Below are 19,741 nucleotides of genomic sequence, written 5' to 3'. Positions count from 1 at the left end.
GGAGCGGCTGTGCGGAAAGTGCTGGTCACAGGCGGAAACGGCGGAATCGGACGCGCGGTGTGCGCGGCATTCGAGGCGCTCGGTGACACGGTCCTGTCCGCCGACCTGCCCGAACACGACGTCCGTGACCGGGCGGGGGTGGCCGCGCTGATGGCCGACTTCCGACCCAATGTGCTGATCGCGCTGGCCGGGGGGTCGTTGGGGACGCCGCGGGACGAGTACACGGAAGACGATCTTGATCTGGTTCTCGACGTCAACGTCAAGGGCACCCTGCATTGCGTGCGCGAGGCCGCCCGGCACATGTCCCCGGGGGACGCGATCGTCACCTGCTCCTCGATCGGCGGCCGGCAGCCCTCGCCGGTGACCGGCGCGCCCTACGCCGCCGCCAAGGCCGCGATCGGCGGGCTGACCAGGAAGTTCGCCCGGGACCTCGGGCCGCGCGGCATCCGGGTCAACGCCGTCGCGCCCGGGTTGTTCCTCACCGGCCGGCTGCAGGGCATGTTCGACGGCCTGAGCGACCGCGAGCGATCCGACGTGCTCGACGCGATCGCGCTCGGCCGGATGCCGGAGCTCCGCGAGATCGTCGACCCGATCGTCTTCCTCGCCAGCGACGCCGCCAGCTACATCACCGGCATCACCCTGGACGTCAACGGCGGCCGCTACCTCCCCCTCTAGGGCGCGCTCTTCATGAAGATCACACAGATCTGACGGTTACGCCGCGTCTCTGCTCCGGCAGCGGCGGCCCTCCTCGGGGCAGTCCCCGGACGGGCCGCCGGGGTAGGCTCGCCCGCCGTGACCCTCTTTGATGATCTCTACGAAAAGGGCCGGACGGCCGTCCTCGCCGGCCAGCACTACACCGAGACCCCGCCGGTCGACGGCGGCCCGGCCTGGGGCCTGTCCGTCGTGGTCCGCCCCTCGCCCACCCTCGCCGCCCGGATGGCCGCGGTCGCAGCGGAAGCCCTCACCCTGGCCGGCCCCGGCCACTGGCCCACCGGCAACGCCCACTCCTCACACTTCACGCTGCGCTGCCTGGAGACGTACCGCACCGGCGTCCCGGCCAGCGACCCCATGGTCGGCCGGGTCGGCGACGCGCTCCGCAAGGCCGTCGTGGGCCTGCGCCCCTTCCGGCTGGAGGTCACCGGGCTGACCCTGACCCCGGGCAGCGTGATGGCCTGCGCCGAGGCCGACGGCGACACCGCCGAGCTGCTCAAGGACCGGCTCGGCGAGGCCCTGGGCGCCGACGGGCACTACGAGGCGGGATTCCGCCGTGCCATCTGGTACGCGAACCTGGTGCACTTCGCCGCGCCGATCGCCGAGCCGGCGTGCCTCGTGGACTGGGTCGGCGAACGACGGCGGCTCCACCTCGGCGAGGTTCTGATCACCGAGGTGGAGCTGCTGCGCTGGGATGACGACGGGTCCCAGATGGTGCCGGCCGTGTTCGAGGCCGTACCTCTCAGCTGAGCGCCTCAGGAATCACCCGCGTCCCACCCTGATTCGCCCATCGGGGGTTTCCCTGGGGCAATATGAGGGCGTGGATCTGGCCTACCTGCGCGCGAACCCGCACCTGCTGCTCACGTTCATGACGCACCAGCGGCTGCGTACCACCCCCGTCGCGGGGGGCTCGATCTGCTCGGCGGAGCGGATCACGCTCGACGACGGGACGGACCTGCTGCTCAAGACCTGGCCGGGCGGCGTGTCCGGGTCGCCCACCGAGGAGCGGCGGTCCGCGCCGCCGGGGCTGTTCGCCGCCGAGGCGCGCGGGCTGCGCTGGCTCCGGGACGGCTCCGGGGTGTCGGTGCCCGAGCTGATCGCCGCGACCGACGAGCTGTTGCTGATGGAGTGGATCGAGCACGGCAAGCCGACCCCGGCGGCGGCCGAGCGGTTCGGCCGAGAGCTGGCCGCGACCCACAGGGCCGGCGCGCCGACGTTCGGGGCAGCCGACGACGGGTATCTGGGCAACCTCGCCCTGGACAACACGCCGGGGGAGGACTGGGCCCCCTGGTACCTGGAGCGCCGGATCCTGCCGTACCTGCGGCTGTCCGTGGACAACGGCGCGTTCGACCCCACGGACGCCGCCCGGATCGCCGGGATCTGGATCGAGGCCCCCGACGAGCCACCGGCGCGGCTGCACGGCGACCTGTGGCCCGGCAACATCATCTGGGGCGCTGACGACACCCCGTGGCTGGTCGACCCGGCCGCGTACGGCGGGCACCGCGAATCCGACCTGGCCACGCTGTTCCTGTTCGGCGGGGCCCCGCACCTGGAGACCATCCTCGCCAGCTACCACGAGGCCTGGCCGCTGGCCGACGGCTGGCGGGACCGGATCGCACTGCACCAACTGCACCTGCTCCTCGCGCACACGGCACTGTTCGGCGTGAAATATCGCTCCGCGGTGCTGCGCGCTACCCGCCAGTACATGTAGCGTCTGGCGCCATGGACAAGCGGCTCACCGACCTCGCGCTCGGCGTCACCGTGGCCGCGACGGCCAGCGTCGGCACCCGGGTGATCATGCAGGCCTCGACCACCCGCTGGGTCGACGGGCTCAAGGAACCGCTGATCGGGATACTGGTCGGCGTCGTGGCGGGCGCGTGGCTGGCGAAACGCGGCTGGGCGAGGTGGGCCGTCATGGCCGGGCTCGGGGTGACCGCCGCGGTGCTGCTGGGGAACGCGTACACGAATGTCGAGTTCTTCGGGCAGCTGGTCGTGCACGGCCTGCCCTTCCTCGCCGCCGCAGTCGCCTTCGGGGCGGTTCTCACCCATGCCGTCGCCCCGTTCCCCAAGACCCGCAGGCCGAGGGCCGCAGTGCTCGCCGCGTGCTGGGCCGGCGCGGTCTTCTGCACCGGGCTGGCCGGCGCGTGGCTGGAAGCCAACGTCAACGACAAGCTGTTCCTCTGGATCGCCGTGCTCGGCTTCCTGACCAGCCTGGTCCCGTCGCCCTTCGAGAACGTGAAGAAGCGGCCGGTGGACCCGGGGGCCGGTCAGCTCCTGGTCCTGCTCGGCGGGCTAGCGGTGTTCGCGGCTGTCGGCCCGCTGCTCCAGCCCCTTCGTCCGACCACGCCGACCGACCTCATGATCTTGTATCTGGCACTGGCGGCCCTCGCCGGCTACGCCCTCTACGCGTCGATCCGCAGCCGGGGCCCGCTGCTCGCCGGGGTCGCGCTGCTCGGTGTCGTCGTGGTGGGCACGAGCGTCCAGCTCACGGTTCAGTTGCAGGGAATCAGGATCGGCCCGGCGTTCGCCGTGGCCGGGGCGGTCGGGCTCGTGGTGGCGGTGGCCGCGGTGCTGGCCCCCGACCGGATCCGTCGCCCGCTGCTCATGATCGGCCCGGCCGTCACCCTCCTCGGACTGCTGGGCACGCTCGACGTCGGCGGCAAGCCCCGGTTCGCGCTCTGGTCGATCATCGCGGTCGCCATCGGGGCCGCCGCCACCGTGGGCGCCGGGCTGCGCGAGGTCAACCGGACCACGGCGGTGCTCACCGGTGGACTGCTGGTCAGCGCCATCGCGATCGGCGTGAAACTCGCCCACGGCATCCGGGTGCTCAGCGTGCTGACCGGGGGCACGCCTGGCGGCGTGCTGATGCACTGGTTCATCCCGTGCGTGGTCGTGCTCGCCGTGACCGGGTACGTGGGGTACCAGGCGCGCCGGGGATAGAGCCGGCCGGATCCGGTGATCTATGGTCGGTCCCGGGCCCGCGACGACGGAGTGCGGCCTGAGTCCGGTCCAGTCGGCCCCCGAGGAAGGTTTCACGTGAAACGCATCAATCCAGCGGAGCTGGCCACGCCGAGCGGCTTCGCGCACGCGGTCGTGGGGACCGGCACGATGGTCTTCCTCGCCGGCCAGACCGCCCTCGACAAGGAGGGCCGGATCGTGCCCGGCGGGATCGTCGAACAGTTCGAGCAGGCGCTCGGCAACCTGCTGACCGCGTTGGCGGCGGCCGGTGGGCGGCCCGACCAGCTGGCCAAGGTGACGATCTACATCGTGGACGTCGAGGACTACCGGGCGCACGCGCGGGAACTCGGGCGGGTGTGGAAGCGGCTCGCGGGGCAGGAGTACCCGGCGGCCGCCGGGATCGGGATCGCGCGGCTGTGGGATGTCGAGGCGTTGGTGGAGATCGAGGGAATCGCCGTTCTGTAGCGGGGTGCCGTGGGCGACACCCCTCAGGACTGCAACGCCCCGCCGTCCACGTTCAACGCCTGCCCGGTGACGGCCCCGTTCGAAACGCAGTACAGCACCGCGGCCGACACCTCCTCCACCGTGATCAACTTCCCGGTGGGCTGCTTGCGGGCCAGGATCTCGCGGGCCTCCGCCGCCGAGCGCCCCGTCTTCGCCACGATCGCCGCCACCGACTGGTCCGTCATCGGGGTGTCCACATACCCGGGGCACACGGCGTTCACCGTCACCCCGGTCCTGGCCAGCTCCGCCGCCGCAGACCGGACCAGCCCGAGCACCCCGTGCTTCGCCGCCGTGTACGCCGCGATGTACGGCTCCCCGACCTTGCTGGCGACGGACGCGATCACGACGATCCGGCCGTACCCCCCGTCGACCATGGCCGGGACCGCGCGCCGGACGCAGCGGAACGGCGCGGTCAGGTTGAGGTCGAGCATCGCCTGCCAGTCCTCGTCGGTGATCTTCGCCAGGGGCGAGGAACTGGCCCCGCCGGCATTGGCGACCAGGATCTCCACCGGCCCGAACTCCTTCTCGACCTGCGCGAACACGCCCTCGATCCCGTCGGCGGAGGTGATGTCCGCCGGGATCGCCAGCGTCGGCCCAGGGCACAGCGCGGCGGTCCCGGCCAGTTCTGCGGCGTTCCGCGCGGTCAGGGCGACGCTGTGACCGGCGGTGGACAGCGCGACGGCGACCGCGCGGCCGATGCCGCGCCCAGCACCGGTAACCAGACAGCTCGACATGGCATCACCTTAGCCAGACAGAGTTGAGTCGGATAGGCTCAACCTCATGAACGCTGAGCGCCTGACCACCAAGAGCCGCGAGGTCATCTCCGCAGCCGTCTCCGACGCCACCCAGCGGGGCCACGCGATCGTCGAGCCCTGGCACCTGCTGCTGGCCCTGCTCGACACCGGCGGCTCGACCGCGCCAGCCCTGCTCCGGGCGGTCGGCGCCAACGGGGCCGACGTCCGCCGCGCCGCGGCCCGGGCCCTGGAGCGGATGCCGTCGGCGCACGGCACGACGGTCGCCGAGCCGAGCCTGTCCCGCGAGGTGGTCAACGCGCTCAACGCCGCGGAGCACGTGGCCCAGCCGCTGGGGGACGAGTACATCTCGACGGAGCACCTGCTCGCCGGGCTGGCCCAGCTCGGGGGCGACGTGTCGGCGACGCTCAAGGGCGCCGGGGCCAACGCCGAGCAGCTGATCGCAGCGTTCCCGCAGATCAGGGGCGGTGACCGTCGGGTGACGTCGAGCGACCCGGAACAGACGTTCCAGGCACTGGAGAAGTACGGGCTGGATCTGACCGCCAAGGCCCGCGACGGCAAGGTGGACCCGGTCATCGGGCGGGACGCGGAGATCCGGCGCGTGATCCAGGTGTTGTCGCGGCGTACCAAGAACAATCCGGTGCTGATCGGCGAGCCCGGGGTGGGGAAGACCGCGATCGTCGAGGGGCTGGCGCAGCGGATCGTGGCCGGGGACGTGCCCGACAGCCTGAAGGACAAGCGGCTCGTGTCGCTGGACCTGGGCGCGATGGTCGCCGGCGCGTCCTACCGTGGCCAGTTCGAGGAGCGGTTGAAGTCCGTCCTGGAGGAGATCAAGTCGAGCGACGGCCAGGTGATCACGTTCCTGGACGAGCTGCACACCGTCGTCGGGGCAGGCAAGGCCGAGGGCTCGATGGACGCCGGCAACATGCTCAAGCCGATGCTGGCCCGTGGTGAGCTGCGGATGGTCGGCGCGACGACGCTCGATGAATACCGGGAGCACATCGAGAAGGACCCGGCCCTGGAGCGTCGCTTCCAGCCGGTGGTGGTCGGCGAGCCCAGCCCGGAGGACACGATCGGCATCCTGCGGGGGCTGAAAGAGCGCTACGAAGTGCACCACGGGGTACGGATCACCGACGCCGCCCTGGTCGCGGCGGCGACGCTGTCCGACCGGTACATCGCGGACCGGTTCCTGCCGGACAAGGCCATCGACCTAGTGGACGAGGCGGCGTCCCGGCTCCGGATGGAGATCGACTCGTTGCCGGTCGAGGTGGACGAGATCGAGCGGATCGTCCGCCGGCTGGAGATCGAGGAGATGGCGCTGGCCAAGGAGCCCGACGTCGCCTCCGCCGAGCGCCTGGAACGGCTGCGCCAGGAGCTGGCCGACCGACGCGAACAGCTCGCGGTGCTGTCCGACCGGTGGCGCAACGAGAAGGCGCACATCACGGCCATCTCCGAGGCCAAGCAGGAGCTGGAGGACCTGCGGGCCGCCGCCGACCGGGCCGAGCGCGACGCCGACCTGGGCCGCGCCGCCGAGTTGCGGTACGGCCGGATCCCGGCCCTGGAGGCCGAGCTCGTCGAGGCGGAACGCCAGCTGGCCGTTCTGCAGAGCGACGGCGCGATGCTCAAGGAGGAGGTCTCCGCCGACGACATCGCCGAGGTGATCGAGGCGTGGACGGGTATTCCCGCCGGCCGGATGCTGGAGGGCGAGACCGCGAAGCTGCTCCGGATGGAGGAGTCGCTCACCGAACGGGTCGTGGGCCAGCCGGAGGCGATCCGCGCGGTCAGCGACGCGGTCCGCCGGGCCCGGGCCGGGATCGCCGACCCCGACCGGCCGACCGGCAGCTTCCTGTTCCTCGGCCCGACGGGCGTCGGCAAGACCGAGCTGGCCAAGGCCCTCGCAGGGTTCCTGTTCGACGACGAGCGGGCGATGATCCGGATCGACATGAGCGAGTACGCGGAGAAGCACTCCGTCGCCCGCCTTGTCGGAGCGCCCCCCGGCTACGTGGGCTACGAGTCCGGCGGCCAGCTCACCGAGGCCGTCCGCCGCCGCCCCTACAGCGTCGTGCTCCTCGACGAGGTGGAGAAGGCGCACCCGGACGTGTTCGACGTGCTGCTCCAGGTGCTCGACGACGGCCGGCTCACCGACGGCCAGGGCCGCACGGTGGACTTCCGCAACACGATCCTGGTGCTGACGTCCAACCTGGGCTCGCACGCGATCGCCGACCCGACGCTGTCCGAGGAGCAGCGGAAAGCTGAGGTGATGGCGGCGGTCCGGACGTCCTTCAAGCCGGAGTTCGTCAACCGGCTCGACGACATCGTGGTGTTCCACGCGTTGAGCCTGGCCGAGCTGAAGTCGATCGTGGACATCCAGCTCGACGTGCTGGCCCGGCGGCTCGCGGACCGGCGGCTGACCCTGGAGGTGTCGGAGGGCGCCCGGACCTGGCTGGCGGAGCACGGCTTCGACCCGCTGTACGGGGCGCGTCCGCTGCGCCGCCTCGTGCAGTCCTCGATCGGCGACCAGTTGGCCAGGGCGCTGCTCGGCGGCGAGCTGCGCGACGGCGACCGGGTGCTCGTGGACGCCACGGCCAACGGTCTGCAGGTCACGCGGGGATAACGTCCTACTGCTGGGGAAGGAGGGCGTCTCGTTCCCCAGCGGGACCCATCCGTCGTACGAGTCCTTTACGGTTCACCTATGACTCAGTTTCCTTCGCAGCCGCCGGCTCAGCCCGCGCGTCAGCGGCCCAGCGTCGTCACGGCCGCGTCCGGACTGTTGGCGATCGTCGCCCTCCTGATCCTGATCTACGCGGTGGTCAGCCTCGTCGGCCAGAACGACGAGTTCAAGGCCGCAGCCGATGAGTACTACAAGTCGATGCCCGGCGGCGGCGGCCCCATGAAGAACTTCCAGCAGATCGGCGGCGTCGTCGGCGTCGTCATCAACGCCGTCATCGCGCTCGGCTTCGTCGCGCTGGCGTTCTACACCTCGCAGGGCAAGCAGGTCGCCCGCATCCTGACCTGGGTGTTCGCCGGTATCGCCTCGCTGTGCTGCGTCTGCGGCGCCGGTTCGGTGGGCCTGCAGGGCGCCCTGAAGGACTCGATCCCCGAGGGCGCCCAGCGTGACGCCTACACGAAGATGCTCGACGCCCAGCCCGGTTGGCTGGTGCCGGTGAGCGTCACCGTCCAGGCGCTCATCGCGATCTCGCTGCTCGCGGCGATCATCATGCTGGCCCTGCCGGCCGCGAACGCGTACTTCAAGAAGCCGGTCGCGGAGTGGATTCCCCCGACGGAGCAGTTCTAAGACAAACGACGGTGGGCACGCTACGTTGAGCAGCGTGCCCACCGCTCTCATCACCGGCGCGACCGCCGGCATCGGCGCGGAGTTCGCGCGCCAGCTCGCCCACGACGGCTACGACCTGGTGCTCGTGGCCCGCGACGCGGCCCGGCTGGAGTCCTTCGCCGAGGGGCTCCGCACGGAGCACGGCAGAGTCGTCGAGGTGCTGCCGGCGGATCTGGCGGAGGAGGCCGGTTGTTCCACCGTGGCCGACCGGCTCGCCGAAGGCGTCGACCTGCTGGTCAACAATGCCGGCATCGGCCTGAACACGTCCTTCGTCAAGGTGGACTACGCCGACGAGCGCCGGATGCTCCGGCTGAACGTCGAGGCGGTGCTCCGTCTGACGCACGCGGCGTTGCCGCACATGGTCGCCCAGGGCTCGGGCGGGGTCATCAACGTGTCGTCGGTGGCGGGTTTCGGCGTGCTGTCCCCCGGCTCGACGTACTCGTCGTCGAAGGCGTGGGTCACCAACTTCAGCCAGTCGATCGCGTTGTCGGTGCGCAAGCGCGGGGTCCACGTCATGTCGTTGTGCCCCGGTTTCACCCACACCGAGTTCCACGACCGGGCGGGCATCTCGAAGAAGGGCCAGCCGTCGTGGTCATGGCTCTCGGCGGAGCAGGTTGTCCGCGACGGACTGCGGGACTTCCGGCGCGGGAAGCTGGTGTCGATACCGAGCGTGAAGTACAAGGTGTCGGTGTTCCTGCTGCGACACTTGCCGTCGACCCTGATGTATCGCCTGGCAGGGGACACCCGGGGAAAGTCGCGCGACGCAGGTACGTAAGCTCATCACTATGACCGACCGTGACGACCTGCTTCAGCTGATCAAGGAATTGGCCGTCGTGCACGGCAAGGTGGTGCTCTCCTCCGGTCTGGAGGCCGACTACTACCTGGACCTGCGCCGCATCTCCCTGCACCACGCCGCCGCCCCGCTGGTGGGTCGCGTGCTGCGCGATCTGACGTCCGACTGGGACTACGCCGCCGTCGGTGGCCTGACCCTGGGCGCCGACCCGGTGGCCGGCGCGGTCATGCACGCGCCCGGCCGGCCGATCGACGCGTTCGTGGTCCGCAAGGCCGCGAAGGCGCACGGTATGCAGCAGCGCATCGAGGGTCCGAGCGTCACCGGGAAACGGGTGCTGGTGGTCGAGGACGTCTCGACGACCGGCGGTAGCCCGCTGACCGCGGTGGAGGGTGTCCGCGAGGCCGGTGGGGTCGTGGCCGGGGTGGCCTTGATTGTGGACCGCGGTGCCGGGGACACGATCCGGGCCGCTGGGCTGGACTGTCGCGCCGCGTACACCCTGAAAGATCTAGGGTTGTCCTGATCCGGATAGGCTTGACCCAGATCGGTGGTTTACGATGTTTCCTGTGAGTAGGCCGTCAACCTATCGGCCGACAGTCGTTAGCTCTCTAGATGAGCGTGAGGCGACACACAGGGTCGATGACCGCTCCGCGTGGCATTCTCTAACGAGAAGCCGCTGATCTGGATTTGTGAATATCTATTCAAATCGATAGTAGTGTTGGAAGGATGAAGCACGTGGGTGCCGCCGTGGCCGAGAAAATGATGCCCAACCTGTCGCCGCTCACCGGCGAGCCTCTGGAGCGTGCGGATGCCGAGCGCCTTGCTGGCGTGCTGAAGGCGCTCGCCGACCCGGCTCGGCTTCGCCTGCTGAGCCTGATCCAGTCGTCCCCGGACGGTGAGGCGTGCGTGTGCGACCTGACCGCGCCCCTGGGGCTGAGCCAGCCGACCGTCTCCCACCACCTGCGCATCCTCACGGAGGCCCAGCTCCTCGAGCGCGAGAAGCGCGGCGTGTGGGCCTTCTACCGCCTGGTGCCGTCCGCGATCGGCGCTGTCGCCGAGCTGCTGACCCCGCCGCGCAAGCGTGGTGGCCGCAAGACCCGCTAGTAACAAACAAAAGAAGGAGGCACCCGGATCGGGTGCCTCCTTCTTTTGTGCGTTCAGCCGATATTCGCCTTGGCGCGCTTGCGCTCGCGCAGGTTCCGGATGATCTCGATGAAGATCGGAATCATCGAGATCAACACGATCACCAAGATGAACGGCAGGATGTACTTGTCGACATTCTCGACGCCGATGCTGTCGAGGATCTGCTTGGCGAGGAAGTGGCCGCCGAGGATGATCCCGTCGGTCCAGAGCACGCCGCCGAGCACGTTCCACACGAAGAACTGCCGGGCCGGCATGCCCAGCATCCCGGCCACCGGGTTCAGCACGGTGCGCACGATGGGGATGAACCGGGCCAGCACCACGGCCTTGCTCGGGCCGAACTTCGTGAAGTAGTGCTCGGCCTTCTCGATGTACTCCGGCTTGAACAGCTTCTGGAACAGCCGGGACTTCTGGTTCTCGAACAGCTTCCGCCCGTACCTCGCGCCCAGGTGGTGGCCGAGCTGCGCGCCGACGATCGCGGCGATCGGCGCGCCGATCAGCAGCCCGACCAGTGAGATCTTGGTGCCGACGATCTCGAGCGCCACGTCGGAGGAGGCGACCCCGGCCAGGAACAGCAGCGAGTCACCCGGCAGGAAGAATCCGACCAGGAGGCCGGTTTCGGCGAACATGATGAACCAGACGCCGATCATGGCGAACGGGCCCATGGCCTGAAGCCAGTCCTTCGCGTTGAGCGGGTTGAATCCGAGGCCGTCGAGGGCGGCCTGAGTCTTGTCTGCGAGGTTCACGCCCCGAGGTTACCCGGGGCGTGAGAAGAACTCGCGGGCGCGTGCGACACCCGTCACACCGTGACCGTCAGCGCACGTCGTACTGGGTGAGCTTGTAGGTCTTCATGAGGCTGATCAGGGTCTTCGCGTAGTTCGGGTCGGTGGCGTAGCCCTTGCTCTGCAGGCACTGGGCGAACTTCGAGGAGTTGTCCTTCACATCGAAGCACGCCTTGTAACGGCTGTTGGACTTCAGGAACAGCGCGTGGTCCTTGAACGAGTCGGACATGTTCGCGTACACCCGGAAGTAGGCGGTGACATAGACGGGTTTGCCGTTGACGTACTCCTTCGTCCTGTACGCCTTGCAGCTCTTCGCGATCGGGCCCGGCTTCTTGTTCACGCACTTGATGCCGAAGTAGTTGTTCGACTTGCTGGCCAGGGTGCTCCTGCCCCAGCCGGACTCGAGGATGGCCTGCGCGGCGGTGACCGATGCCGGTACGCCGTAGGCGCGGTCGCCGGCCTGACCGGCCTTGCCGGCCTTCTTCGCGAACGCCGACGCCGCGCTGGACGCCTCGGCCGCCACCGCGTCGAAGCTCTCCTCGGTGAGCGACTCGGCCACCGGGGCCTTGTCCGGGTAGCCGGCGTCCGCGGCGTTGGCGGCGCCGGCGATCCCGGCGACCAGGCCGGCGGCGAGGGCCAGTGCGGCGGCGACGGGGGCGAACTTCTGCAGAACCTTCATCGGGTACTCCCTGGGAGGTGTCGATTGACCTGCCACCCAGCCCAGCGCCAGCCGGGCCGTCACGCCAGGCGTCCGCCCGGCCGAGCCTGTCCCGACCGCACCCGGCCAGCCCGGATACCGCGCCGGGACGCGAAAAGGCGCCGGTCAGCCGACCGGCGCCCCCTTGCGGAAGAGTGCTACTTCGAGGACGTGGTCCCCGTCGAGCGCAGGTGCTCGCACGCCTCGACGACCCGGGCGGCCATGCCACCCTCGGCGGCCTTGCCCCAGGCCCGCGGGTCGTACTGCTTCTTGTTGCCGACCTCGCCGTCGACCTTCAGCACGCCGTCGTAGTTCTGGAACATGTGCGCGGCGACCGGGCGGCTGAACGCGTACTGGGTGTCGGTGTCGATGTTCATCTTCACCACGCCGTGGTCGAGCGCGTCGCGGATCTCGGAGAGCAGCGAGCCCGAACCGCCGTGGAACACCAGGTCGAAGGGCTTGTCCTTGCCGTACTTCGCGCCGACCGCGTCCTGGATCTCCTTCAGGATCTCCGGCCGCAGCTTCACGTTGCCCGGCTTGTACACGCCGTGCACGTTGCCGAAGGTCAGCGCGGCCATGTAGCGGCCCTTCTCGCCGACGCCCAGCGCCGCGGCCGTGGCCAGCCCGTCCTCGACCGAGGTGTACAGCTTCTCGTCGATCGCCCCGACGACGCCGTCCTCCTCGCCGCCGACGACGCCGATCTCGACCTCGAGGATGATCCGGGCGGCGGCGGCCTGGGCCAGCAGCTCCTGGGCGATCTGCAGGTTCTCGTCCAGCGGCACGGCCGAGCCGTCCCACATGTGCGACTGGAACAGCGGGTTCTCGCCCCGGGCGACGCGCTCGGCGGAGATCGCCAGCAGCGGGCGGACGAAGCCGGCCAGCTTGTCCTTCGGGCAGTGGTCGGTGTGCAGCGCGATGTTCACGCCGAAGTTCTTGGCCACCTCGTGCGCGTACGCGGCGAAAGCGACGCTGCCGGTGACCATGTCCTTGACCGTCGGGCCGGACAGGTACTCCGCCCCGCCGGTGGACACCTGGATGATGCCGTCGGACTCGGCCTCGGCGAAGCCCCGGAGCGCGGCGTTGAGGGTCTGCGAGGAGCTCACGTTGATCGCTGGGTACGCGAACGCGCCGGCCTTGGCGCGGTCGAGCATGTCGGCGTACACCTCGGGAGAAGCGATGGGCATTACTGCTCCTTTTGTCTAGATCGAAACGCGAGACCGCGCTGTCCCTCCACCCGGAGTATTCCGCAGTGCCACCCCGCCGTCGCGCTCGGCCCGTACTGTGGGCATATGGCCCGTGACGAAATCTCGGATCTCGACGCGCAGGAGGAGTCCGACGTGCTGGAGGAGTCCCTCGAGGCGGAGACGCTGCCCGAGGAGGAGCCGGTGATCGGGATCGAGACCCCCGAGGCCGACGCGATCGAGCAGGCCCAACTCATCCCCGACGCCGGTGAGGACTACGAGGGCTGACCCGCGCCGGGGCACCGTCCGCCGTGGATGATGGTGGGCATGGCCTACAGCCCCGATGAGATCGAGTCCCTCGCCGAGCTCGCCCCGTACGTCGAGCACGGCAGCCTGTCCGGCCTGACCCTGCAGGGCCTGGACCTGTCGGGCGTCGACCTGTCCGGCGTGGCCCTCGCCGACACCCTGTTCGTCGGCTGCCACTTCCGGGACCGCGAGATCGCCGCCGAGATGGTCCGCCGGGGCGCGGCGGTCATCCCGCCGTTCCCGGACGCGCCGTTCTCCACCCACCCGTCGGGGCTGTACACGGCCGAGGACCTCGCGGCGGGGTTCGCCCAGGACGGCTTCGAGGGCATGTACGACACCGTCGTCTACCGGCACTTCGTCAAGCAGGGCGGCGCGACCCCCGACGTGCGCACGGCGATCGCCCAGCGGCTGCACGACGCCGGCATCGACGACGCGCTCGAGGAGGCCATGGCCGAGTGGCGCCACCTGCGGCCGGGCGGCCCCGTGGTGGGCATCATGGGCGGGCACGCCGAGCCGCGCGGATCACGGGGGTACCGGCAGGCCGCCGAGATCAGCCACCGGCTCACCCGCCAGGGCGCGCTCGTGGTCACCGGTGGCGGCCCCGGGGTGATGGAGGCGGCCAACCTGGGCGCGTACCTGCCGGACGGGGCGGCGCTGTCGGCCGCCGTGGACGAGTTGGCGACGGCACCGGATTTCCGGGATCACGACCGGTACACGAAAAAGGCTCTGGATCTTCGCGCGGAATTTCCGTCGGACGGTGGCGGACTGGCCATTCCCACCTGGTTGTACGGCCACGAACCAGCGAATCTCTTCGCCGCCAAGATCGCCAAGTATTTCAGCAACGCGTTGCGCGAGGACATCATTCTCCGACTCGCCCGGGGCGGAATCGTGTTCGCGGAGGGTAAGGCCGGCACGGTGCAGGAGGTCTTCCAGGCCGCGACGAAGACCTTCTATGCCACCGACGGCCCCAGTGGCCCGTTCGTGTTCCTCGGCACGCGCTACTGGACCGAGGACGTGCCGGCCCCGGCGCTGCTCCGCACCCTGCTCACGGGCACTCCGGGCGGGGACCGGTCGCACCTTGTCCTGGTCACGGACGACATCGACGAGGCATTGGCGATCATCACCGGGGCGTAGCGCCGGGCCCGGACAGGGAACAGCCCGGCGTCACTGTCGGAACGCCGGGCTGCGTTACCGGTCCTGGGGAGGCTCCGGAGTTATATTTGTATCGCCCCGGGCCGGTTGGGCGTTACCGGCCGGACGCTCACCTTTTACTGGCCGTCCGCGTGATGCACGTCTCAACCGTTCGGTTAAGAGTCCGTAGTTTCCTACCAGACAATGGTGCGATGAAGAATCTGATGCCCGGAGTGCCGGAAACCCTGCTCGACATCGAGACCGGCCCGGCCGCCGCGCTGGCCGCCGGTGAGGACCCGTCGACCGTCGCCGCGCAGTACCCGACGTCGAGTGCCGCCTGGGCGGCGCTCGCCGACCGTGCCTACCAGGCCGGCGAGGTCGTCACGTCCTACGCCTTCGCCCGCACCGGCTACCACCGCGGCCTCGACCAGCTCCGGCGCGCCGGCTGGAAGGGGCACGGCCCGGTGCCGTGGAACCACGAGCCCAACCAGGGCTTCCTGCGCGCCCTGCACGCCCTGGGCCGGGCGGCTGACGCGATCGGCGAGTCGGACGAGGCGGCACGCTGTGCCCAGTTCCTCCGTGATTGTGATCCCGCGGCTGGGGATGCCCTCACCGGCTGATGTGCTGACGCGCGCCGGTCACACCCTGCGTGTAACACAAAATGCTCTTCGCTCTTGATCTAAGGCGAAGTGGCCCGCTGAGGGCGAATCTGGCAAGCATCGCGGAGGGCCGCTAGGGCGGGCCCTGCGGCTCTCCAGGATGTGCAGTCCAGATTCGTTCTCAGCGGGTCCCCACATACACCGCCCAGGCGGCGCGTTCGATCCACCAGTTGCGCCGCTTCGGGATGGTTCCCTCTACTCCGTCGTCCAGGTACGGCAGGCCGTCGGCCTTCGGGGTGATGCCCACAGCCCGGCCGCGGGCGCGGCGTACCTCGATGCGGGCCCTGGTCTTTCCGAGTAGGCCCCGGGAGACCATGCTCACGGCGACGGCCACGTCGACCAGGCCGTCGTCGGGGACCGCGCCCGGGGCGAGGGGCAGGCCGTCGAAGGTGGCGTAGCCCGAGCCGTTCGCGATCGCCACCGCCAGTATCGGCTCCGTGCCGTCGCTGAGCACCGTGTCGTCCACCTCGACGCCCGCCTGCCAGGTCACGGCCCGGCCGCTCTCGTCGGTGGTACCGAGCAGGGCCCCGTTCAGGGTCACCGAGCCGGCGTCGGTGCGCAGCAGGTCCAGCCGGCGGAACGCGCCGGCCACGACCGCCGCCGCGACCGCCGCCGGGTCCTTGGGGAGATCCAGGAGCGTCACCAGGGGTGAGGCGTCCAGCGGGAGGATGCCGACCGGGGGCAGGTCCGGGACCGTCCGGTCGGCCGGCAGGTCGGCGGTGCGCTTCCCCGGGGCCGGGGCGTAGCGCTTCACGAGCCGGCGGAGCACCGCCCGCAGCTCCCCGTCGGTGCTCGCCGCGACGACCAGCCGTTTGTTCGACTCCAGTACGGCGTCGATCTCCGCGTCGGAGTTCGCCGTGACAAGCGTCACCTCAGCGCCCGCGGCGACCAGCGCGTCGCGGCAGTGCAGCACGGGAGTACGCGTCCCACACCCGCCGTCATCGCAGCAGCCGCCTGCACCGTCACCCAACGTGAGGATGATGACCTCGCTCACCGGGACCCCCTTCGTCAGTTCGTGGGTTAGCCTTTCATCCGCATCGGTTAGGCTGCGGCGCGGGTTAGGGGCGGACATATGTCAGCAATTATTCTTATTGGCGCGCAGTGGGGCGATGAAGGCAAGGGAAAGATCACCGACATGCTCGGCGGTCAGACCGACTACGTCGTGCGCTACTCGGGCGGCAACAACGCCGGTCACACCGTGGTGACCCCGGACGGCCAGAAGTACGCGCTGCACCTGCTGCCGTCGGGCGCGCTCTCCCCCACCGCGATCATCGTGATCGGCAACGGCGTCGTCATCGACCCGAAGGTCCTGCTCGCCGAGATCGACGGCCTGGCCGAGCGCGGCATGGACGTCACGCCCCGGCTCCGGATCTCCGGCGACGCGCACCTGGTCATGCCGCACCACCGCGCGCTGGACCGGGTCGTCGAGCGCTACCTCGGCTCCGCCAAGATCGGCACCACCGGCCGGGGCATCGGCCCCTCCTACGGCGACAAGGTCGCCCGGATGGGCATCCGCGCCCAGGACCTGCTCGACCCGGGCATCCTGCGCAAGAAGCTCGAGCTGGCGCTGCGCGAGAAGAACCAGATCCTCACCAAGGTGTACAACCGCAAGGCGATCGACCTGGAGTCGGTCCTCGAGGAGTACCTCGGCTACGCGGAGCGGATCGCGCCCTTCATCGTCGACACCCGCACCCTGATCTGGGACGCGCTCGACCGGGGCGACATCGTCCTGTTCGAGGGCGCGCAGGCCACGATGCTCGACATGGACCACGGCACCTACCCGTTCGTCACCTCGTCGAACCCGATCTCCGCCGGGGCCTGCGTCGGGGCCGGCGTGCCGCCCACCCGGATCACCCAGGTGATCGGCGTGACCAAGGCGTACACCACGCGGGTGGGCTCCGGGCCCTTCCCGACCGAGCTGCATGACGAGATGGGCGAGCACATCCGCAAGACGGGTGGCGAGTACGGCACGACGACCGGCCGCGAACGCCGCACCGGCTGGTTCGACGCCGTCATCGGCCGGTACGCGACCCGGCTCAACGGCATCACCGACCTCGTCGTCACCAAGCTCGACATCCTGTCCGGGATCGAACAGGTGCCGATCTGCGTGGCCTACGACGTCGACGGGGTGCGCCACCACGACATCCCGATGACCCAGACGGACTTCCACCACGCGACGCCGGTGTACGAGTACCTGCCCGGTTGGGACGAGGACATCTCCAAGGCGCGGGTGTTCTCGGACCTGCCGGTCAACGCGCAGAACTACATCAAGCGCATCGAGGAGCTGTGCGGCACCAAGGTGAGCATCGTGGGCGTCGGCCCCGGCCGGGACGAGAACGTCGTCATCCACGAGCTGATCCCGCGCCGCTGACGTCGGGACCGGGTCGGGACCCTGGCGAGGCCCCGGCCCGTCATCGGCGGATGAACGACTCCAACGTCGCCGCGATCGCCGCCACCTCGTTGACCCGGCCCGAGGCCACGTCCGTCACCAGCGCGTACGCCCCGTCGTCGGTCGGGTCCAGCTCGACGCCGTTCTTGGCGCAGAACACGTACGTCGCCAACCAGGCCAGGCGTTTGTTGCCGTCGACCAGCGGGTGGCTCGTCGCGATCGAGTGCAGCAGCGCGGCGGCCTTGGTGAACAGGGTCGGATACGCGTCCTGCCCGAAGACCGTCGCCTGCGGCCGGTGCACAGCCGCGTCGAGCAGCCCCAGGTCGCGCATTCCCACGGGGCCGCCGACGGCAGCGCGGGCGATCCGGAGGGTCTGCTCCAGCGTCAGGTAGCTGGTCACTCCCCGAGCCGTCGCAGCAGCTCGGCGAACCGGTGCGCGCCCCGGGCGGCCAGCTCGTCGGTGGTGGCGTCGTCGGCGGCGCGGACGAGATACTCCTCGATGGCGTCGAGGGCGACCTGTTGCATGCTGCGGCCCTCGAGCTCGGCGCGCTGCCGGAGCGCGGCGCTCTGGGATTCGCTGAGGCGGAGAGTCATGGCCATGCCCTCGATGGTATCGCCGTGATACCGCATAGGCTACCGACTTGTGCGCGTACTTGTGATCGGCACCGGGGGACGCGAGCATGCCCTGGTCACCGCCCTGTCCCTCGACCCAGCCGTCAGCCACGTCCTGGCGGCCCCCGGCAACCCCGGGATGGCCCCGCTCGCCGAGCTGCGCGCCGTCGACCCGATGGACCCGGGGGCCGTCGCGGCCCTGGCTGTGGACACCGCCGCCGACCTGGTCATCGTCGGCCCCGAGGCGCCGCTGGTCGCCGGGGTCGCCGACGCGGTCCGCGCCGCCGGGGTCGCCTGCTTCGGGCCGTCGATCGAGGCCGCCCGGCTGGAGGGCTCCAAGGACTTCTCCAAGGGCGTGATGGCCGCCGCCGGGGTGCCGACCGCGCGGTCGTACACGTGTGACACCCCCGAGCAGGCCGCCGCCGCGCTCGACGAGTTCGGCCCGACGTACGTGGTCAAGGATGACGCGCTGGCCGCCGGCAAGGGCGTCGTGGTCACCGATGACCGGGACGCGGCCCTCGCGCACGCCGCGGCCTGTGGCCGGGTGGTGATCGAGGAGTACCTGGACGGGCCGGAGGTCTCGCTGTTCGTGGTGTGCCACGGGCTGACCGGTGTGCCGCTGCTCCCCGCGCAGGACTTCAAGCGGATCGGCGACGGCGACACGGGGCCGAACACCGGCGGGATGGGCGCGTACGCCCCGCTGACCTGGGCGCCCGCCGATCTGGTGCCGACCGTGATGTCGCAGGTGGTGGGGCCGGTGCTCCGGGAGATGGCGGATCGGGGTACCCCCTTCCAGGGGCTCCTGTTCGTCGGTCTCGCCCTGACGGCCAAGGGCCCGAAGGTGATCGAGTTCAACGTGCGGTTCGGCGACCCGGAGACCCAGGTCGTGCTGCCGCTGCTCCGGACGGGGCTCGGTGGGCTGCTGACCGCCGCCGCGACCGGCACCCTCGCCGAGCACCCGCCGCTGGAGTGGCGGGACGGCGGCGCGGTGGCGGTCGTCATGGCGTCGGCCGGCTACCCGGCCTCGTCGCGGTCCGGGGACGTCATCACCGGCGCCGAGGCCCCGGGCGTCATCCACGCCGGCACGGCACTGCGCGCGGACGGCGCGCTCGTCACGGCCGGTGGCCGGGTGCTGTGCTGCACGGCGGTCGCCGACTCGGTGGCCGGAGCCCGGGCGGCGGCGTACCAGCTGGTGGAAAAGGTGCGCTTCGACGGGGAACAGCACCGGACGGACATCGCCAGGTAGCACCGCGCGGGGCGGCGGACCGGCAGCGGCCGGACCGCCGCCGGGCTCAGAGCGCCGCCGTCGCCGCGAACGTGCAGACGGCCGCGGCGAGGATCAGCGCGTGCAGGATCATGTGTTCGACGTTGGGCCGGGGCCGGTCGCCCAGCCGCGGCAGGACGATCAGGGTCCGGGCGTAGGTGCGGCTGTGCAGGTCGGCCCAGGTGACCTCGGCGGACGTGGTCGCCCACGGCACGGTGATCCCGGCCAGGTAGGGCAGCCACCACAGCAGCAGGCCGCCGAGGACGACGAGGGATTCGACGGCGCCGGCCGCGTACCCCAGAAAGGGCAGCCGGAAGGCGGCAGCCCCGGCGAGCAACAGCGCCGGCAGTGCCATCACCGGGGCGTTGATCTTCACCTCGGCAAGCCGTTCGGAGCGCCGCGCGCCGCGCACGTTGTTGAGCGGATACAGGTCGACCAGGGTGGTGACCAGGAAGTAGGCCACTGCGGCGAGGATCAGGAACAGTGCGGTCGTCAGCATCGGAGACTCCATCTTACGGTGTAAGGCCGTGT

At 70.4% G+C, this 19,741-nt stretch carries 23 protein-coding genes; 15 read left to right on the top strand and 8 right to left on the bottom strand.

The window, feature by feature from the left end; genetic code table 11:
* The first annotated feature begins 9 nt into the window (after window positions 1–9).
* The 5 genes from IW245_RS28195 (at window position 10) to IW245_RS28175 (ending at window position 4,134) form a co-directional block, all read left to right on the top strand.
* Entirely contained in the window at window positions 10–675 is a 666-nt protein-coding gene (locus tag IW245_RS28195) for an SDR family NAD(P)-dependent oxidoreductase (protein WP_197006174.1), read from the top strand.
* 117 nt (window positions 676–792) lie between these two features.
* Window positions 793–1,461 (top strand): hypothetical protein, encoded by a 669-nt coding sequence (locus IW245_RS28190; protein ID WP_197006173.1) that lies wholly within the window; start codon window positions 793–795, stop codon window positions 1,459–1,461.
* A 70-nt stretch (window positions 1,462–1,531) separates the two neighbouring features.
* Complete coding sequence (locus IW245_RS28185; RefSeq protein ID WP_197006172.1) at window positions 1,532–2,422, top strand: fructosamine kinase family protein; 891 nt, start codon at window positions 1,532–1,534, stop codon at window positions 2,420–2,422.
* 11 nt (window positions 2,423–2,433) lie between these two features.
* Window positions 2,434–3,651, top strand: a complete 1,218-nt coding sequence (locus IW245_RS28180) for a hypothetical protein (protein ID WP_197006171.1) — start codon at window positions 2,434–2,436, stop codon at window positions 3,649–3,651.
* A 96-nt stretch (window positions 3,652–3,747) separates the two neighbouring features.
* A complete protein-coding gene (locus tag IW245_RS28175) occupies window positions 3,748–4,134 on the top strand; it encodes a RidA family protein (protein ID WP_197006170.1) in 387 nt (128 codons plus the stop codon).
* Window positions 4,135–4,157: 23 nt separating this feature from the next.
* On the opposite strand, the gene IW245_RS28170 is transcribed toward IW245_RS28175, so the two are convergent.
* The gene (locus tag IW245_RS28170; protein WP_197006169.1) at window positions 4,158–4,907 is read right to left on the bottom strand and encodes an SDR family NAD(P)-dependent oxidoreductase; all 750 of its coding nucleotides are present in this window, start codon (window positions 4,905–4,907) and stop codon (window positions 4,158–4,160) included.
* Window positions 4,908–4,953: 46 nt separating this feature from the next.
* On the opposite strand from IW245_RS28170, the gene clpB reads away from it, so the two are divergent.
* The 5 genes from clpB (at window position 4,954) to IW245_RS28145 (ending at window position 10,153) form a co-directional block, all read left to right on the top strand.
* Window positions 4,954–7,539: an ATP-dependent chaperone ClpB gene (gene clpB, locus IW245_RS28165; protein WP_197006168.1), complete on the top strand. Its 2,586-nt coding sequence runs from the start codon at window positions 4,954–4,956 to the stop codon at window positions 7,537–7,539.
* 78 nt (window positions 7,540–7,617) lie between these two features.
* Window positions 7,618–8,220: a hypothetical protein gene (locus tag IW245_RS28160; protein WP_197006167.1), complete on the top strand. Its 603-nt coding sequence runs from the start codon at window positions 7,618–7,620 to the stop codon at window positions 8,218–8,220.
* A gap of 34 nt (window positions 8,221–8,254) precedes the next feature.
* Window positions 8,255–9,034, top strand: coding sequence for an SDR family NAD(P)-dependent oxidoreductase (locus IW245_RS28155; RefSeq protein WP_197006166.1), 780 nt, complete (start codon window positions 8,255–8,257; stop codon window positions 9,032–9,034).
* 10 nt (window positions 9,035–9,044) lie between these two features.
* The gene (pyrE, locus tag IW245_RS28150; RefSeq protein ID WP_197006165.1) at window positions 9,045–9,572 is read left to right on the top strand and encodes an orotate phosphoribosyltransferase; all 528 of its coding nucleotides are present in this window, start codon (window positions 9,045–9,047) and stop codon (window positions 9,570–9,572) included.
* Between the two features lie 203 nt (window positions 9,573–9,775).
* Complete coding sequence (locus tag IW245_RS28145) at window positions 9,776–10,153, top strand: ArsR/SmtB family transcription factor (RefSeq protein ID WP_197006164.1); 378 nt, start codon at window positions 9,776–9,778, stop codon at window positions 10,151–10,153.
* Window positions 10,154–10,206: 53 nt separating this feature from the next.
* Here IW245_RS28145 and IW245_RS28140 read toward each other — a convergent pair whose 3' ends face one another.
* From IW245_RS28140 to fbaA, 3 genes are all read right to left on the bottom strand, one after another.
* On the bottom strand, window positions 10,207–10,935 hold the full coding sequence (locus IW245_RS28140; protein WP_233472899.1) for a DedA family protein: 729 nt from the start codon (window positions 10,933–10,935) through the stop codon (window positions 10,207–10,209).
* 67 nt (window positions 10,936–11,002) lie between these two features.
* A complete protein-coding gene (locus tag IW245_RS28135) occupies window positions 11,003–11,650 on the bottom strand; it encodes a glucosaminidase domain-containing protein (protein WP_197006163.1) in 648 nt (215 codons plus the stop codon).
* Between the two features lie 176 nt (window positions 11,651–11,826).
* Window positions 11,827–12,852, bottom strand: coding sequence for a class II fructose-bisphosphate aldolase (gene fbaA / locus IW245_RS28130; RefSeq protein WP_197006162.1), 1,026 nt, complete (start codon window positions 12,850–12,852; stop codon window positions 11,827–11,829).
* A gap of 105 nt (window positions 12,853–12,957) precedes the next feature.
* Between fbaA and IW245_RS28125 the strand changes: the two genes are divergently transcribed.
* The 3 genes from IW245_RS28125 to IW245_RS28115 all read left to right on the top strand — a co-directional run bounded on the left by IW245_RS28125 (window position 12,958) and on the right by IW245_RS28115 (window position 14,906).
* Complete coding sequence (locus IW245_RS28125) at window positions 12,958–13,137, top strand: hypothetical protein (protein ID WP_197006161.1); 180 nt, start codon at window positions 12,958–12,960, stop codon at window positions 13,135–13,137.
* Window positions 13,138–13,176: 39 nt separating this feature from the next.
* A complete protein-coding gene (locus IW245_RS28120) occupies window positions 13,177–14,289 on the top strand; it encodes an LOG family protein (RefSeq protein ID WP_197006160.1) in 1,113 nt (370 codons plus the stop codon).
* A gap of 209 nt (window positions 14,290–14,498) precedes the next feature.
* A complete protein-coding gene (locus tag IW245_RS28115) occupies window positions 14,499–14,906 on the top strand; it encodes a DUF3151 domain-containing protein (RefSeq protein WP_197006159.1) in 408 nt (135 codons plus the stop codon).
* 160 nt (window positions 14,907–15,066) lie between these two features.
* Here the strand turns inward: IW245_RS28115 and IW245_RS28110 are convergent, their stop codons facing one another.
* The gene (locus tag IW245_RS28110; RefSeq protein WP_197006158.1) at window positions 15,067–15,939 is read right to left on the bottom strand and encodes a diacylglycerol kinase family protein; all 873 of its coding nucleotides are present in this window, start codon (window positions 15,937–15,939) and stop codon (window positions 15,067–15,069) included.
* A 78-nt stretch (window positions 15,940–16,017) separates the two neighbouring features.
* Between IW245_RS28110 and IW245_RS28105 the strand changes: the two genes are divergently transcribed.
* A complete protein-coding gene (locus IW245_RS28105; protein WP_197006157.1) occupies window positions 16,018–17,316 on the top strand; it encodes an adenylosuccinate synthase in 1,299 nt (432 codons plus the stop codon).
* Between the two features lie 40 nt (window positions 17,317–17,356).
* Here IW245_RS28105 and IW245_RS28100 read toward each other — a convergent pair whose 3' ends face one another.
* Together IW245_RS28100 and IW245_RS28095 are read right to left on the bottom strand one after the other, a co-directional pair.
* The gene (locus IW245_RS28100; RefSeq protein ID WP_197006156.1) at window positions 17,357–17,734 is read right to left on the bottom strand and encodes a type II toxin-antitoxin system death-on-curing family toxin; all 378 of its coding nucleotides are present in this window, start codon (window positions 17,732–17,734) and stop codon (window positions 17,357–17,359) included.
* Entirely contained in the window at window positions 17,731–17,934 is a 204-nt protein-coding gene (locus tag IW245_RS28095) for a ribbon-helix-helix protein, CopG family (RefSeq protein WP_197006155.1), read from the bottom strand. Before IW245_RS28095 ends, IW245_RS28100 begins: the two co-directional genes overlap by 4 nt.
* Before the next feature lie 43 nt (window positions 17,935–17,977).
* On the opposite strand from IW245_RS28095, the gene purD reads away from it, so the two are divergent.
* Window positions 17,978–19,192, top strand: a complete 1,215-nt coding sequence (gene purD, locus IW245_RS28090) for a phosphoribosylamine--glycine ligase (protein ID WP_197006154.1) — start codon at window positions 17,978–17,980, stop codon at window positions 19,190–19,192.
* A 46-nt stretch (window positions 19,193–19,238) separates the two neighbouring features.
* On the opposite strand, the gene IW245_RS28085 is transcribed toward purD, so the two are convergent.
* On the bottom strand, window positions 19,239–19,709 hold the full coding sequence (locus IW245_RS28085) for a hypothetical protein (RefSeq protein WP_197006153.1): 471 nt from the start codon (window positions 19,707–19,709) through the stop codon (window positions 19,239–19,241).
* Window positions 19,710–19,741 lie beyond the last annotated feature (32 nt).

The organism is Longispora fulva, assembly GCF_015751905.1.
GTDB lineage: Bacteria > Actinomycetota > Actinomycetes > Mycobacteriales > Micromonosporaceae > Longispora > Longispora fulva.
The sequence above is the reverse complement of the archived record's forward strand: the minus strand, read 5'-3'. Positions and strand labels throughout refer to the sequence as shown.